Below are 16,817 nucleotides of genomic sequence, written 5' to 3' on the forward strand. Positions count from 1 at the left end.
TTTTGCTTAGTCTCTTTTAATTAAGTGAAAAAGTAATCCCCGCCTCTTGACATAATTGCACTAAATTCTCTTTTAATTGCTGATTTTCTTCAGGCAGTAAGTCGAGCTGTGGTAAACGCATATGACCACCAGCTATGCCACGCATAGTCAGTGCCGATTTAAATATTGCCATATTTGCACCTGATTTAAGTGCATCACTAAATTTCACACAAAATTGTTGCCAGTGTTTTGCTTCTTGGTGATTACCTGCAATATAGGCGTTGTACATATTCACAAATGGCTCAGGGAAAACACAGGCACAACCTGAAACTGTACCATCACAACCTGCATCTAATAAACCTAGGAATAATTTATCGTAACCATGAAGCACTGAAAAATTATCAGCTACAGCAAGGTAACTTAAAGTTGTATTATTATCAGCAAAACTGTATTTAATCCCAATTACATTTTTACACTGTTGTTGCACTTTTGCCGCTAACTCTGGCTTGATATTATTTGCCGCACATTGTGGAATATTATACAGATAAACAGGAAAATTATCCGGCACACTGTTTGCCACCGTCACAAAATAGTTTTCTAATTCTCTGTCTGTTGCACCAAAAAATTGTGGCGTCACCACGCCAATGCCATCAGCACCAATTTCTACCGCGTGTTTCGCTAATTCAAGGGTTTCGGTTAGTGTCATTGCGCCAACATGAATAAAGACAGGTAAGCGTTTATTGGCTGTTTCGACAACGGTTTGCGCAACGCTTTTACGTTCGGATGCTGATAAACGTAACATCTCTCCTGTCGTGCCACAAGGATAGAGACAATCAACACCTTGAGTAACTAACATGTCAGTTAATGCGGATAACGCTTTACTATCCACTTGATCATTGGGATCAAATGGAGTCACCATTGCTACTGTAACGCCAAATAATTTTTTCATATTAAGACCTTTATTAAATCAGATTGCTTCAACAATAACTTTAATTGCCAACATGCCAGGATCATCTAAACCCATCGATTTTTCTGGGAACATACGCGCTCGACCTAATAAATTAGGTTTTTGACGAAATTCATTAAGCGTATTATCAATACTCTGTAAGGCTACTGTTTTTAATTCAAACAGAGATAAAGCGGGTTTTAGCGCTTCAGATAATTGGTAAATAATATCAAGTACTGATTTTTGCCCTAACTCCCCTTTTCCTCTTGCCATCATGCTTTGATAGGCAACAGTTAACAGTGGTGAAATGTCGGCGGGTGCTATTTCTTGTAGCTGATTTTCTTTGCAATATTTCGCCATTGCCATAAAAGCCGTTGCTTGCAATGTCCCAAAAGAAGAAGCACAGGCTTTTTGTAATGATTTACTGCATTGAAAAAGTACTTTACTTAAATCTTCAGGCCAATCTTGTGCATCGTCTGCAATTTGTCGCCACCCTTTTTGCATGGTGATCCCTAAATCCCCATCACCGAGCAGACTATCTGCTTCACACAGCATTGACTGAGATTGCTCACAAGCCGTTGCAATGCGTTCAACACCTTGTTTTAGCATATCAATAGTGATATTCATCGCTAGACTCTCCAAAATGCACAATGAGCAGGTGCATTCATTAAGGCTTCAAGTTCATCATCTAATTTACACAACGTTAAACTTGCCCCTGTCATTTCCATCGAGGTGGCATAACGGCCGATTAATGGATGAATAATTGTAGCGCCTGTTTTTTCAACAAACTGTGCAACTTTGTTATATAAAATATAGAGCTCTTCGAGTGGTGTTGCGCCTAATGAATTGACTAATACTGAAACCTTATCACCGGCTTTGAGTGATAATTCCGCTTGCAGACGTTCAAACATTTCTTGAGCAATATCATCAGCACTGCGTAATTTATCGCGCCAAATTCCCGGTTCACCATGAATTCCCATGCCCATTTCCATTTCATCCTCACCAATATCAAAGGTGGGATGTCCTACTGCAGGTAAGGTACAAGATGTTAATGCACAGCCAATTGTTCGGGTATTTTCCATAGTTTTTTTAGCAATACGAGTCACCTCGTCAAGCGATGCACCTTCCTGTGCTTTAGCCCCTGCCATTTTAAAGCCATAAATCATCCCAGCCACACCACGACGTTTATGCGCCTCTTCGGGTTTTGCTGAAGCGACATCATCAGTGGCTAATACGGTTGTACAACGAATATCATCCTCAAAATCTACCGTTTCAGTCGCCATATCAAAATTCATGATATCGCCACCGTAATTGCCATAAAGCAGTAATACGCCTAAACCGCTGTTGGCTTCACGAATGGCATCTGTCATTAAATCCGCTGACGGTGAAGCAAAAACATCGCCTACAGCAGCTGCATCTAATAAGCCCTCACCGACATATCCTGTAAATACAGGTAAGTGACCCGAACCACCACCTGTTACAATGCCCACCTTCGGTTTATTCGCTTTTTGTGAACGAGTAATCAATCTTGGCTGTGGCTGACGATAAATATCACTATGAGCAAGGCATAAACCCGCTAATGTTTCATCGACATAATTTTCTGGCTTATTTAATATTTTTTTCATGTGATCACCCGATATTTTTTATTTATCTGCTGATTTCTGACATCTTAAAAAAACGTTATTTGACTTATTTAAGATGAGTTTTCCCTGATACTGAAAAAGTATCTTTATACTTAATTTATTTGGTATAAAAACGAAATACGTTATTTAGACTTCAATGCACCTCTCATTTGCATAATAACAATGAGAAGAAACACACTGGCTAATACCATTGAAATAGGTCTATTGACAAAACTAATAAAATCACCGTCAGATTTCATTAAGGATGAGAGCAAATTCTTTTCTAACATTGGGCCTAATATCATGCCTAGAATAATTGGAGATATTGGAAATTTTCGTTCTTGAAGAAAATAACCAATAACACCCATTACCAACATCACCACAATAGAAGACATCGTATTTGTAATTGCATAAGAGCCTACAATACTAAACAGGATAATTGCTGGGTAAATAATCGCGTTATCGATAGCAACAATCTTTTTTAGTAAATTGACAACAATAAAAGCAATGGGCAGTAAAATAAGATTGGCAATAAAGAAGATAATAAATACGGCATATAATTTATCAGGATTAAATAAGAATAACGTTGGTCCTGGTTGCATATCTTTCATATACAATACACCGATAATAATTGCTGCAGCAGAATCACCAGGAATACCAAAGACTAGAGATGGTATCCAACTTCCTGCTAAACTGGCATTATTACTGGCAGATGCATCAACAACGCCTTCTTCAGAACCATGACCATATTTCTCTGGTTTTTTAGATAGTTTCTTTGAAACCGCATAGGAAATCCAAGCTGCAATATCTGCCCCAGCGCCAGGTAAAGCACCAATAAGTGTCCCGATGATCCCACTACGAAAAATACCGCCTTTACGTTGCCGAATAATACAACCCACTCCTTTAAAAATATTGTAAGAGTCATTTTCAGTATTCACTTCCGTCAATGTAACTTGCTTTTCTTTCCAACGTTCAACGTAATATTTAATCGCACCAGAAATGGCGAATAACCCTATCATGGCTGGAATAAAACTGACTCCTTGCATTAAAGAAACTTCACCGAAAGTAAAACGGGCTTGTCCTGTAAATTCATCATAACCAATAGTAGCTAATGCAATACCAAAGAACAGTGCTAATAAGCTTTTTCTAATATGTGAACCTGAAACAATAGTTGCGCAGCTTAAGCCAATTAAAGACAACCACATATATTCGTAAGAACTAAATTTTAAAGCGAATTCGGCTAATAGAGGTGCTGTAGAGGCTAATATAATTGTTCCAATCACGCCACCAATGACAGAACTGGTTAATGACATGCCCAATACACGATTTGTTTTGCCTTGTTTTACTAAAGAATGTGCATCATTCGTATAAGCTGCTGATGCTGGTGTACCTGGAATATTTAATAATGCGCCAGGAATATCACCGGCAAATATAGATGATGCCCCGACAGAGATCATTAATGCTAAGGCTGGAATAGGCTCAAGGAAAAAAGTAAATGGCACCATTAAAGCAATAGCCATGGTCGACGTTAATCCAGGAATAGCGCCAACGAATAGACCAAATAAACAAGCCCCAATAACGACAAGAACTGTTGTGTAATCAATATAAGCAAGTGCGTTAATTAATATATCCATACTGTTGTTCTCTATTTATGAAAATAGCTAAGGTAGCGGTACTAACAGTACAGCGGTAAATAAGTAATACACACCTAACACCACACCAGCTGAAATAATAAAACTGTATATGGGTTTTACGATCGCATATTTCATCATTAATGGTGCAGTAATAATTAACCCAGTAAAAATAAAACCTAAATAATCTGATGCGAATACATAAAAAAGAATAATTCCGATAATTAAGAAGACAAATTTTATTTCATGCCATGTCATCAATGGAATATCACTTTCTTGTTTACGTGAAAATATATCTATTAATGAAAATATAATCATGCCTCCGCCAATAATAGAAGGCATAAACGCGGCACCATATTCACTAAAATCCCCTAATGAATACGCGCTATAAACAATAAGGAATAAACCAAAGCAACAAAATATTAGCGATAGAATATGACGATTTAGCATAAGCATAAAAACGGCTGTTATTCAGCCGTTTCCTCAGTTATTTCTTTATAATTTCACCAAACTTTTTATCTTCATTGGCCATAAATTGAGTGGCATCATCGCCGTATAATTCGATAACTTCAAAACCTTGTTTATTTGCAAATTCGGCTAATTCACCTGATGCATACACTTTTTTCATGGCTGCGGTGAGTTTATCTTGCACTTCTTTATCGAGTCCTTTGGGTGCCACTAACATATTCCATGCTTGCAGATCCCAATTGTAAGGTGTGGCTTCTTTGAATAAGGGGACATTAGGGTAAAAAGTTGATTTTTCGTTTGACATAATAGCCATATGTTTCACTAAACCGGCTTTTACCATACTGTCAGCTTCACCTAATGAAGAAGTCACGATATCGACACCTCCTGATGCTAATTCTTGTAATGCAGCACTTGCGCCTTGAGAAGGAATAAAACGAATAGCATTATCTGGTAACCCTGCCGCACGCAACATACCAATCGTATTAAGGTGCCAAATTGAATTTAAGCCACTGCCTGATGCTTTTAACTTACCCGGATTTGCTTTGGCGTAATCGATAATTTCTTGTGCATTTTTAAATGGTGATGATTTTCCAACTTGCAATCCACCATAGATAACAGCAAGACGTGTGATAGGCGTGTAATCTTGATAGGTTAAGTTCGTCATACCTTGGTGATGCATCATGGTAATTTCAACCGTTGCAATTCCTAGCGTATAGCCATCAGGTTTTGCATTTTTAATCGCATCATGACCTACAACACCACTACCGCCGGTTTTATTGACGACATTAACCGTTACGCCCAATTCTTCTTGTAGTCCTTTCGCTGCTAATCGTGCAACTGTATCAGTATTACCGCCCGCCGCCCAAGGAACTATGATAGTAATCGGTTTCTCAGGATATTGAGCAAAAGCCGGAAGTGTAAAAATGGAACTGCATAGGGTAAATGCCAGAAGTGTTTTTTTCATTATACGCACCTTTTCTCATTGCAGATTATTTGAGGCCGAATATCTTCAAGCCTTGATTTAAGGCGAGCCTGCACTTGAGAAAGGACAGGCATTGCTGTTACGCCTTTTTGTTCTATGAAGGCAGAGAGGAAAGCACTAGCAAATAAGACACATTCATGCATTGTTCCCCCTGCGGCTATCTTTGAAGCAAATGCGCCGTTAAACGCATCTGTTGCTGCCATCGTATCCACACGTAATGATGGCATAGGTGGAATATGGAATGTGGCTCGACCATCAAAATAAACCACACCAAGTTCATCCATATAAATAATCACTTTCTTACTTTCGTCACCGGAAATAATACTGATCGCCTGTTTTGCATCATTAATATCGTTTATTTCAATATCAGCCCAATGCGATGCTTGGTTTGCATTTAAAGTAATAAAATCAAGATATAAATAAAGTTGTTTTAGATTTTCGTTATAAGGTGCAACATTCAATATAACGATTTTATTAACCGACTTAGCAAATAAGGCGGCCTTAATATTGGCTTCTATATTAATTTCGCCTTGAAGCAATAACACATCTGCTTCACTTACATAAGGCAAAGAAATATCAATTTCTTGTTGAGAGAAGGTATTATTTGCCCCTAAATAAGTTGCTGTAATATTGTTTTGTGTTTTGTCAGCTAAATAACTAATCGAACTACCTGTTGGCACCGTTTCTGTTTGAAAAATAGTGAAAGAATCAATACCACTTTCTTGTAAATATTTATAAGCGTATTTACTAAAATGATCTTCACCAACTTTCGTTATTAAATGGACTTTAGCATCAGAAAAACTAGCAGCCATCGCCTGATTTGTTCCTTTACCACCAGGACCTATCGAATTGCTTTTTGAATTAACTAATTCACCAACTTTCGGAAAAGATTCGACATTGGCGATAATATCCACCACAAACGATCCTAACACACAGACTTTCCCTTCTGGTTTTCTATCTTTACGTTCTCTAACGATTAATAAATCGTGCAATAAACATGAAATATCAAAACTATCACTAAATTTACTTATTTTTTTAATTTCTTGTTTCCCTAGTATGGCGCCACCATGACAACGTTTGATCAACCCCTCTCCTTCAAGGTATTTCAAATCACTGCGAATCGTCTCCAGCGTCACGCTGAATTTCTCCGCAAGTTGAGCCACTTTAACTTTCTTTTGTTCCCTGATGATGGTGTAGATTTCCTGTCGCCGTTCTTCTGAAAACATATAAAGTGCCTCCGTATCATTGATAACGAGAATAAGGATATCAGGCTTGTGATTCTGCGATGGTATTCAAAACAAAAAACCAAAAACAGAAGTAAAACCAAATCCAAGCAATTTAGATCACATTTTTTTAACACAACATCAATTGGTACACGTTAAAAATGAGAGGTGAAACGAGTCGAATAATGAAGAGTCATCTAGAAAAGAGAGGTAGAATCAGCCGTTCAAAGACGGCTGATAAGATAACGAAACATATTAATACAAAAGAGATTATTTTTAAATGTAAATATTACGTTAAATACTATTGCTTGAGTATTTAATTTAAAAAGGCATTGAGCAGATAAAAACCTACCAATGTGAGTAAAACCACCACTAAGGTATTACGTATTTTAAGCGCTAATCCAACACATAATAAGGTGCCCCAAAGATAAGGATTGTCAATAATACCTTTAAATTCGCTTTTTTCTAACAGCACGATCGGCGCGCAAATAGCGGTTAATAAACAAGGTGCAGAATACCCTAAAGCTTGTCTGATCACTGACGGTAATTTAATGGGGATCGCCGGTTCAAGAAAGAAATAACGCAACATGAAAATGACGAGTGCCAAAATTAATAATAACGACCATGTCATTTTTGTTCTCCTCTTATTTTCGCAACACAAACCGCGATAAACATACCGGTTAATCCCCCAATAACGACACCACCTTCTATATTCAACCAATTGAAAACAATTGAGAGGCAAAAAGAGACGATCACGCCCACTAAAGTACTAAATGTTTTTATTAATGGGATCACAATTGCCAATAATGTGGCAACAATAGAGAAATCAAGATGATAACGAGATAAATCAGAAACTTGACTGGCCATAATAATACCCACGATACTGACTGCCACCCACGCTAAATAAAAACACAATCCCGCACCTATCATATAAGCGGGTGTTAATTTCACTTTAGGTTGTGCTGAAACGGCAAAAAGCTCGTCAGTCAGTAAAAATCCGATGGTAATACGCTGATACCATTTTAAATGGGCAACATAAGGACGTAAGGTTAAACCATATAAAAGATGTTGAGCAGTAATAAAAAAAACAGAAACAATAATCGTCAACATACCGGCACCAGAAATCACCAGTCCTAATGTCACTAATTGTGCCGCCCCCGCAAAAATAATGGCAGACATTCCGACACTTTGTGCAAAAGTTAACCCTGCATCAACAGCCATTGAACCGGCTAATATTCCCCATGGAATAACAGCAAGACATAAAGGTAAGACATGCAAAGCCCCTAGGCCAAAAGCACGCATTATTTGCCTATTTTCATTATTATTTTTCACCATTTATCTATCTTCGCTTCTAATACATCAATTCTATATGGAATGATTATCAGTCAATAAAAATAAATGGGCTTGTATAAAATTGCTATTTTGTTTTTTTTATTACAGTCAGTGGCGATTTCAAAGAAGAAGGCAATTGAAGCCCCTTCAAATAATTGCCTGGTGTAACACCAATGGTATTTTTGAAATGACGATGAAAATGGCTTTGATCAGAAAAACCACAACGTTGTGTCACATCCGTAAGTGTGTGACCTAAAGAGAGTAATTGTCTTGCTTTTCGAATCCGTGCTTGAATAAGCCAAGCATGAGGAGTCATGCCTATCTCTTTTTTAAATTGACGTAAAAAATGCCATTGGCTTAAATTCACCATTTCAGCCAATGTATTAAGTGAAAACTCATTTTCAGGTGTGTCATTCATTAATTCACTTATCCATTGTAATCGTTGACCTATTACGCTTAATGGCTTTGCTTGAGTTCTTGTTTTGCTATAACGCAAAATCAACATTGCCATTGTGGAAAGTAATAAAGACTCTTTTAGAAGATAATTATTGGGTTGTCTCAGTAATGAAAAAAGCAATAAAAGTTGTTGACTTAAACCGGGATCGTGAATAACAGCATCAGGAAACCAAGGTGTTGCACCCTGCTCTTGTTGTAGATCACGCGTTAATGTTTGCAGATATTCCGGTGTAGGATAAATGGCCTGATAAGCCCAACCTGATTCTACCGCAGAGGAGCCGGTGTGGACTTCGTCAGCATTAACTATAATAATATCGCCTTTAGGGGCGATATGTTCGCTTCCTGTACGATAAAACTGTTGTGCGCCATCATCAATTACACCAATACAGAAGCCTTCATGAGTATGACGTGAAAAAGTTTGATGTAAATACTCAGCTTGTAGATAAGCAAGACGATTAAGCTCAGGAAGGTGAATAAGTTTAGCCTGCTCTTGTCGCATTGAATATTGACTCCATCAACAGTAAAAATCATCAGCTTGTATCATAAACACTATACTGATGATTGCATAAAATTGCTCAGTCTTACTCATGTCGTTGATGAATTTTTGCTGGAACAAAAATTTGATGAACTTCTAAGTTTGTCTGGTTAATTAATCCCATAACCAGTCGGAAACAATATGATGCTAATTCAGGATTATTTTGTGCAACAGTATCTATTGGCATTGATAATGAATCATACAAATAGTGATCATCAAAACCAGCTAAATAGACTTCATTTTGCATTATTTTATTTTGACTTAGATAGCGCAACACTCCATCTAATAAGCCACAAGCAGAAGTAAAAACAAACTTAGGCGATCGCCCTAGCGATGCACACAAAGAGCCGAACATTTCATAACCTGAACTTGGGTGATAATGCCCATGTATGATCCACTCTGATTTTAGATTGATTTGTGCTTGTGAAAGCCCTTGGGTGAAACCCAAAAGACGATCTTTAGTCGGTGAAAGCGTTGATTGCCCACCTAGGAAATAAAATTCATCAATACCTTTTGTCGAAGCAATTTCTGCAATAAGTTGTTGTGTTGCCGTTATTGAATCGGTGACAACAAAAGGTAATGTTGTTCCTTCAAAATACCGGTCAAATAACACAACAGGTATTTGTTTACTTAAACGTTGATATTCAAAATCACTTTGTAAACAAGAAGCCACAATCAAACCATCAATTTGACGTGATAATAGATGTTCGATTGCCAGCGTTTCTTGAGCAGCATTTTCATCAGTACAAGAAATAAGTAATTGAATACCTGCTTCTCTGCATAATATTTCAAGTTCATACGCCACAGAAGCAAAGCCATAGTTAGTAATATCAGGAATAACCAACCCTAATGCATAACTACGGTTATCACGTAAAGAGCGAGCATGAATATTAGGCTGATACTGATATTGTTCAGCAATAGCCGTAATACGCGCGATAGTATCATCAGATACACGCATCTCTTTACCACGACCATTTAATACTAAACTTGCCGTTGTTTTTGAAACGCTCGCTAATTTTGCAATATCGGTGATCGTGATACGTTTTTGTTTTTTCACTATTGTTCTACTTAATGTCACGTTCGCTAAACTTAAACTGTTTTATTGTTTATATAATTGTATTTAACTGAGTAATGCATTCTTTAATTGCCAAGTTGTGAGGTTTATTGTGTCTTTTCCCAAGAAACAGATAGTCTGTTTTTCTAAAGGGAAAAAACGGCTACTCATCACACCGGCTCCGCCATTAAAGAAAATCTCTACACTAGAGCTATCACATAATATTTGAAGATGTTTTATATCACCAGACCAGAAACGTGATTGCCACTCCCCGTTTTTAACACTACGGCGTTTTAACACGGCTTGATTATTTTCAATGAATAAAGCAAGAGTATCAGAAAAATAAATAGTAAGAGAGCCAAATAGCTCTACTTCAAATTCAAACGAAAATCCGCTGATATCTGGCGCATCATCAGCAATACCCTGCCAATATGCTGGCTTTTGTCTGAGTTGCTGTAACTCTTTTACGGGTTGTTGATAAAGCTTCCCTTCTTTTATATGTAATTCGCGAGGGCAAGTCATTTGGTGTATCCAGCCATTAGCAATGGTCGGTTGGTACATCTCTTCACCATCAGGAACTCCCATCCAACCAAATAATAAACGTCTGCCATTCGCTAATGTGGTTTGTGGTGCGTAAAATTCAAAACCTGCATCTAATTCGATTAAATCACCATGCTGAAATTGCAATGTTGAATAATCAAAGTCTCCTATTAAATAGGCACTAGAATGCGAATTTAAAAATCGTTGTTGCTCTCTTTTTATACCTTGGGGACATGTTAATAGAATAAAGCGATCATCTAGTTCAAAGAGATCTGGGCATTCCCACATATAACCCGCATCAGCTAACCCGCCTAAATAACTTCCCGCTAACTCGCCGGCTAATTGCCATTGATATAAGTGAGATGCACGATAGAGTAAAACCTTACCCTGTTTATCTAAGTTTTGTGCGCCTAATACCATGTACCAGATATCATTATATTGCCAAATCTTCGGATCACGGACATGACCACTATAGCCTTCAGGAAGCCCTAATACAGGCCCTAACTTATCAAAACCTCCCTGCTGATTTTCAACAGCTAAACATTGCCACGCCGTGCGAGAGCCATCCTCAAATTTGACATTACCAGTATAACAAAGGGTTAATTGCCCTTGGTAGATCACGGCACTACCGGAATAACAGCCATCTTTGTCATAAAATTCATCAGGCAGTAAAGCAACAGGTTGATGCTGCCAAATAATCAAATCCTTTGAACGCCAATGACCCCAACATTTATTTTTATGCTCACAAGACAAAGGATTCCATTGATAAAACAGATGATAATATTCACCATCAAAACAAAACCCATTGGGATCATTCAATAATCCCGTTACTGGTGCTAAATGCCAATGTGGATAGTATTTATCTTTTACCGCTTTAGTACTATTACGCATAACCGCTTGTAAAATCGCAGATAACCCTTCGTTTGTGTTCATTTATGCAGACTCCACTTTGTATTTCAGTAAAAGAGAGATAACAAACGCAGTCACAAAGGCAATCACAAGGCCAATAATATAGTTCATAATTGAACCTGCTTGCACGATTGCAATCCCCGGAATAGCAGTCAACCCTACGGCTGTCATATAAACATGCGAGCCTACAACCCAAGCGCCTCCAGCCGCACCACCAATTAACGCTGCAATAAAAGGTTTTCCATAACGTAAATTAATCCCGAAAATGGCCGCTTCAGTGATACCTAACATAGCGGAAAAACCAGATGGGATTGTGATTGCTTTAATTTTTGCATCATTGGTTTTAAACCAAACAGCAATACAAGCACCACCTTGAGCAATATTTGCCATTGCCCAAATCGGCAATAAAAAATTAACCCCAATATTTGGGTTACCTAATAAACCCGCTTCGACAGCATGAAAACTGTGGTGAATACCCGTAATAACAATCACAGAATAAAGGCCACCAAAAATCAGCCCTGCTATCCAACCCGCTTGTGTAATTAAGGTGCTTAATAGTAATGAAATACCATCACCTAAAAAACGACCAACAGGCCCTATAACTAATAACGCCACAAAGCCCGAAATAATAACGGTTAAAAATGGCGTGATAATTAAATCGAGTGCATTAGGAACAACTTTACGTAATTGTTTTTCCAACACACTCATAAACCAAACGGCAAGTAAGACTGGAAAAACAGTACCTTGATAACCAATCATTGCCACCTCTAACCCAAAGAAGTTCATGGTGTTAAAACCAGCGGCAACGCCCCATGCGTTAGTTAATGCAGGATGCGTTAAAATTCCACCTAATGTAGCGCCAAGATAAGGATTTCCGCCAAACTCTTTTGCCGCAGTAAAACCAATCAAAATAGGCAAAATAATAAATGCCGCAGAGCTACACATATCTAACATGATATAGAGTGCATTATCAGGACTCACCCACTGGTTAGTTTTCATTAACCCAAGTAGCCCCATTAATAAACCTGACGCCACAATGGCAGGAATAATAGGTACAAAGATATTAGAAAGCAGTCTAGCTATTCGCTGAAATGGGTTGAGCTTTTTGGCGGCAATATTTGCTGCTTCAGATTTACTTGATTCACCAATACCCGCTGCAGCAATAAAGGCAGCATGTACTTTATTAACTAAGCCAGTACCAAAAATTACCTGAATTTGTCCTGCATTACTAAAACACCCTTTTACACCTTCTAATTTATTAATTGCCTCTTTATCAGCTTTAGTGTCATCAACAAGTACAAGTCTTAAACGGGTAGCACAATGCGCCGCACTGGCAATATTTTCAGCACCTCCTAACAAAGGCACTAGTTGGCGAGCAATATTCTCAATATTCATCATAGCCTCAGTAAGTCTAACTTCGTTTATAAACGAATTAATCGCAATGTAAAAAACTAAAACGGTTTAGCTAATAATCTGATTAAATAAAAACTCATCTAAAATGGCAATAAAAATAGGAATAAAAACGCTTTATTTGTGATCTGAAAGACAAAAAAGATACGTTACTTGTCTTATTTTGATGATGACAAGGAAGTCAGCTCAACGTAAAAGCTAAACAATTTATTTATTATTTAGCTGAGAAAATTAATATAATGTTAAATAATTCTTATTTAGGAAGCAATGACCCAATAATTAATTTTATTGGAAAATAATCTAGTTAAATCTGATAGATAGCATATTATCACTTGGTCTATTCTTTGTTATCAGTAACATTATCATATCTCACTAATCGTTATATATTTAACTATATATCAGTATTAATCAAATGATTAAATTTAAATAATACAAAAACTTAAGTTAACCCTAAAAACTGGTAACGCTTGTAATAAATCACTTTTCTTTGATGTAAAGCAACTACAACTTTTAGAAAATACGTAGTATCCACATTAACAGTTGGGTTTTATTACCTACGTTAAAGTGCTTATTTTTTAACAATAATAACAATAATTATTTCTCTATAAGCTTGTTAGCTTCTGTTTTTTCTTAAAAATATAAATAATCAAGTGAGTAATGTATGAAAAACATCAAAGAGATGGCGTTACTTTCCACTCCCTTATCTCGCCGTCGTTTTGTAAAAACAGGTGCAGCGGGTGGTCTAGCAATAACTGCGGGGGGATTATCACTCCCTTTTAACCAGGCTGTTGCCTCAGAAACAAAGCCAGCAACGAACAACGAAAAAGTGGTGTGGAGCGCCTGCACCGTAAACTGTGGTAGCCGTTGCCCACTACGTATGCATGTTGTTGATGGTGAAATTAAATATGTAGAAACTGACAACACTGGCAATGATGTCTATGAAGAATTACACCAAGTCCGAGCCTGTTTACGTGGTCGTTCTATGCGTCGCCGTGTTTACAACCCAGACCGTTTACGTTATCCAATGAAACGTGTTGGCCAACGTGGTGAAGGTAAATTTGAACGTATCTCATGGGATGAGGCCTTCGATACGATTTCAGATACCATGAAACGCCTGATAAAAGATTATGGTAATGAATCTATTTATCTGAACTACGGAACAGGTACTTTAGGTGGCACCATGACAAAGTCATGGCCACCAGGAGCAACATTAATTGCTCGTTTAATGAATTGTTGTGGTGGTTATCTTAATCACTATGGTGATTACAGTACGGCACAAATTGCGGCTGGCTTAAATTACACCTATGGTGGTTGGGCTGACGGCAATAGCCCTTCAGATATTGAAAATACCAAACTTGTCGTGATGTTCGGTAATAATCCTGGTGAAACACGTATGAGTGGTGGCGGTGTCACCTATTACGTTGAACAAGCGCGTGAAAAATCTGATGCACGAATGATTATCATCGACCCACGCTATACCGATACAGGTGCAGGCCGCGAAGATGAATGGATCCCTATTCGCCCAGGAACGGATGCCGCATTAGTTAATGCGTTAGCTTATGTCATGATCAAAGAAGACTTAGTTGATAAGCCTTTCTTAGATAAATATTGTGTTGGTTACGATGAAACTACGATGCCAGAAGGTGCGCCAAAAAATGGTCACTATAAAGCCTATATTTTAGGTGATGGCGCAGATGGTCAGCCCAAAACCCCAGAATGGGCAGCGCAAATTACAGGTATTCCCGCTTCACGTATTGTTAAATTAGCACGTGAAATCGCAACAGCGAAACCGGCTTATATTACACAAGGCTGGGGACCTCAACGCCGTTCTAATGGTGAGCTTGCTTCTCGCGCTATTGCGATGCTCTCTATTTTAACGGGTAATGTGGGGATTAACGGCGGTAATACTGGTGCTCGCGAAGGCTCTTACAGTATTCCTTTTGTGCGAATGCCTACGCTAACAAACCCTGTCACCACCAGCATTTCCATGTTTATGTGGACGGATGCCATTTTACGTGGCCCCGAAATGACGGCAACGCGTGATGGTGTTCGTGGTAAAGACAAATTGGATGTGCCGATTAAAATGGTTTGGAACTACGCAGGTAACTGTTTAGTTAACCAACATTCTGAAATCAATCGTACTCACGACATTTTGCAAGACGATAAAAAATGCGAAATGATTGTGGTGATCGATAACCATATGACTGCATCAGCTAAATATGCCGATATACTGCTCCCTGATTGCACTGCATCGGAACAGATGGATTTCTGTATGGATGCATCAGCAGGTAATATGGCATATGTGATTTTTGCTGATCAAGCAATTCAACCTCGCTTTGAAAGCCGTAATATCTATGAAATGACGAGCGAAATTGCAAAACGTATGGGGGTGGGTGAAAAATTCACTGAAAACCGAACTCAAGAAGAGTGGTTACGCCATCTTTACGAACAATCTCGTCAAAATTTACCAGAACTTCCAACATTTGAAGAGTTCCGTGCTCAAGGGATCTTCAAAAAACGTGATCCTGAAGGCCATCACGTTGCTTATCGTAAATTCCGTGAAGATCCTGAAAACAATCCATTAACAACACCATCTGGTAAAATTGAGATTTATTCATCTCAACTTGCTGACATCAAAGCGACATGGGAACTCGCATCTGACGATGTCATTGATCCCCTGCCAATTTATTCCGCTGGCTTTGAAAGTTATGGTGATCCAGCAATGGAAAAATACCCATTACAAATGACCGGTTTCCACTATAAGTCACGTACTCACTCAACTTATGGCAATGTGGACGTTTTAAAAGCGGCATGTCCACAAGAAATATGGATAAACCCTGTTGATGCATCAAAACGCGGCATAAAACACGGTGATTTAGTGCGTATTTATAACGATCGTGGTGAAGTTAGGATCAATGCAAAAGTCACGCCTCGTATTTTGCCGGGTGTTGTCGGTCTAAGTGAAGGTGCTTGGTATAACCCAGATAGCAACCGCATTGATCACGCGGGTAGCATTAACGTGTTAACGACACAACGCCCTTCGCCACTAGCTAAGGGTAATCCTTCTCATAGTAATCTTGTTGAAGTCGTCAAGGCGTAAGGAGTCTGGTTATGTCAACGCAATATGGTTTTTACATTGATTCAAGTCGTTGCACCGGCTGCAAAACCTGTGAACTGGCGTGCAAGGATTTTAAAAATTTATCCCCTGAAGTCAACTTCCGCCGTATTTATGAATATGCAGGTGGTGATTGGACTGAACAAGACGGCGTTTATACACAAAATGTATTTGCTTATTACTTATCCATTTCCTGTAACCACTGTGACGATCCTGCTTGTGCAAAAGTTTGTCCGAGTGGTGCAATGCATAAACGTGAAGATGGCTTTGTTGTCGTTAATGAAGATATTTGTATCGGTTGTCGCTATTGTCATATGGCTTGCCCTTACGGTGCACCGCAATTTGATGAAGTCAAAGGTCATATGACCAAGTGTGATGGTTGCTATGAGCGTGTGGCAGAAGGTAAAAAACCGATTTGTGTTGAGTCTTGTCCACTACGTGCATTAGATATGGCACCGATTGAAGAGTTACGTGCTAAATATGGTGATTTAGCTGAAATCGCCCCACTTCCTTCAGCAAAATACACCAAGCCAAATATTGTCCTTAAATTAAATGCCAATAGCCGTCCTGTGGGTGATACCACCGGTCATCTGGCAAACCCAGAGGAGGTGTAAG

At 38.4% G+C, this 16,817-nt stretch carries 15 protein-coding genes; 2 read left to right on the forward strand and 13 right to left on the reverse strand.

From position 1 onward, the window contains the following. Nucleotides 1-16 precede the first annotated feature (16 nt). From GWJ05_RS13930 to GWJ05_RS13990, 13 genes are all read right to left on the reverse strand, one after another. Nucleotides 17-928 carry a dihydrodipicolinate synthase family protein gene (locus tag GWJ05_RS13930; protein ID WP_036936851.1) on the reverse strand — a complete coding sequence of 304 codons (912 nt, stop codon included), beginning with the start codon at nt 926-928 and terminating at the stop codon, nt 17-19. A gap of 18 nt (nt 929-946) precedes the next feature. After that, nucleotides 947-1,552, reverse strand: coding sequence for a dihydroxyacetone kinase subunit L (locus GWJ05_RS13935; protein WP_036936849.1), 606 nt, complete (start codon nt 1,550-1,552; stop codon nt 947-949). Nucleotides 1,553-1,554: 2 nt separating this feature from the next. Beyond that, the gene (locus tag GWJ05_RS13940; RefSeq protein WP_036936846.1) at nt 1,555-2,550 is read right to left on the reverse strand and encodes a dihydroxyacetone kinase subunit DhaK; all 996 of its coding nucleotides are present in this window, start codon (nt 2,548-2,550) and stop codon (nt 1,555-1,557) included. A gap of 140 nt (nt 2,551-2,690) precedes the next feature. Continuing rightward, on the reverse strand, nt 2,691-4,181 hold the full coding sequence (locus GWJ05_RS13945; RefSeq protein WP_036936843.1) for a tripartite tricarboxylate transporter permease: 1,491 nt from the start codon (nt 4,179-4,181) through the stop codon (nt 2,691-2,693). Nucleotides 4,182-4,208: 27 nt separating this feature from the next. Beyond that, the gene (locus GWJ05_RS13950) at nt 4,209-4,634 is read right to left on the reverse strand and encodes a tripartite tricarboxylate transporter TctB family protein (RefSeq protein WP_103004728.1); all 426 of its coding nucleotides are present in this window, start codon (nt 4,632-4,634) and stop codon (nt 4,209-4,211) included. 31 nt (nt 4,635-4,665) lie between these two features. Continuing rightward, nucleotides 4,666-5,610 (reverse strand): tripartite tricarboxylate transporter substrate binding protein, encoded by a 945-nt coding sequence (locus GWJ05_RS13955; RefSeq protein ID WP_036936838.1) that lies wholly within the window; start codon nt 5,608-5,610, stop codon nt 4,666-4,668. Continuing rightward, nucleotides 5,610-6,854 (reverse strand): PfkB family carbohydrate kinase, encoded by a 1,245-nt coding sequence (locus GWJ05_RS13960; protein WP_087802403.1) that lies wholly within the window; start codon nt 6,852-6,854, stop codon nt 5,610-5,612. The genes GWJ05_RS13955 and GWJ05_RS13960 overlap by 1 nt, the downstream gene beginning before the upstream one ends. Before the next feature lie 313 nt (nt 6,855-7,167). Beyond that, nucleotides 7,168-7,482, reverse strand: coding sequence for an AzlD domain-containing protein (locus tag GWJ05_RS13965; RefSeq protein ID WP_036936833.1), 315 nt, complete (start codon nt 7,480-7,482; stop codon nt 7,168-7,170). Beyond that, on the reverse strand, nt 7,479-8,186 hold the full coding sequence (locus GWJ05_RS13970) for an AzlC family ABC transporter permease (RefSeq protein WP_052038502.1): 708 nt from the start codon (nt 8,184-8,186) through the stop codon (nt 7,479-7,481). Before GWJ05_RS13970 ends, GWJ05_RS13965 begins: the two co-directional genes overlap by 4 nt. 82 nt (nt 8,187-8,268) lie before the next feature. Then, nucleotides 8,269-9,138 (reverse strand): AraC family transcriptional regulator, encoded by an 870-nt coding sequence (locus GWJ05_RS13975; protein ID WP_161681454.1) that lies wholly within the window; start codon nt 9,136-9,138, stop codon nt 8,269-8,271. An 82-nt stretch (nt 9,139-9,220) separates the two neighbouring features. Then, on the reverse strand, nt 9,221-10,234 hold the full coding sequence (locus tag GWJ05_RS13980) for a LacI family DNA-binding transcriptional regulator (protein ID WP_224215490.1): 1,014 nt from the start codon (nt 10,232-10,234) through the stop codon (nt 9,221-9,223). A 60-nt stretch (nt 10,235-10,294) separates the two neighbouring features. Next, nucleotides 10,295-11,701, reverse strand: a complete 1,407-nt coding sequence (locus tag GWJ05_RS13985) for a sucrose-6-phosphate hydrolase (RefSeq protein WP_161681455.1) — start codon at nt 11,699-11,701, stop codon at nt 10,295-10,297. Then, nucleotides 11,702-13,072, reverse strand: coding sequence for a sucrose-specific PTS transporter subunit IIBC (locus GWJ05_RS13990; RefSeq protein ID WP_036936824.1), 1,371 nt, complete (start codon nt 13,070-13,072; stop codon nt 11,702-11,704). Nucleotides 13,073-13,748: 676 nt separating this feature from the next. On the opposite strand from GWJ05_RS13990, the gene dmsA reads away from it, so the two are divergent. Together dmsA and GWJ05_RS14000 are read left to right on the forward strand one after the other, a co-directional pair. Continuing rightward, a complete protein-coding gene (gene dmsA / locus GWJ05_RS13995) occupies nt 13,749-16,187 on the forward strand; it encodes a dimethylsulfoxide reductase subunit A (RefSeq protein WP_087802400.1) in 2,439 nt (812 codons plus the stop codon). 11 nt (nt 16,188-16,198) lie between these two features. Beyond that, a complete protein-coding gene (locus GWJ05_RS14000) occupies nt 16,199-16,816 on the forward strand; it encodes a DMSO/selenate family reductase complex B subunit (protein ID WP_023582154.1) in 618 nt (205 codons plus the stop codon). The last annotated feature ends 1 nt before the right edge of the window (nt 16,817 follow it).

The organism is Proteus sp. G2626, assembly GCF_009915985.1.
Lineage (GTDB): Bacteria > Pseudomonadota > Gammaproteobacteria > Enterobacterales > Enterobacteriaceae > Proteus > Proteus vulgaris.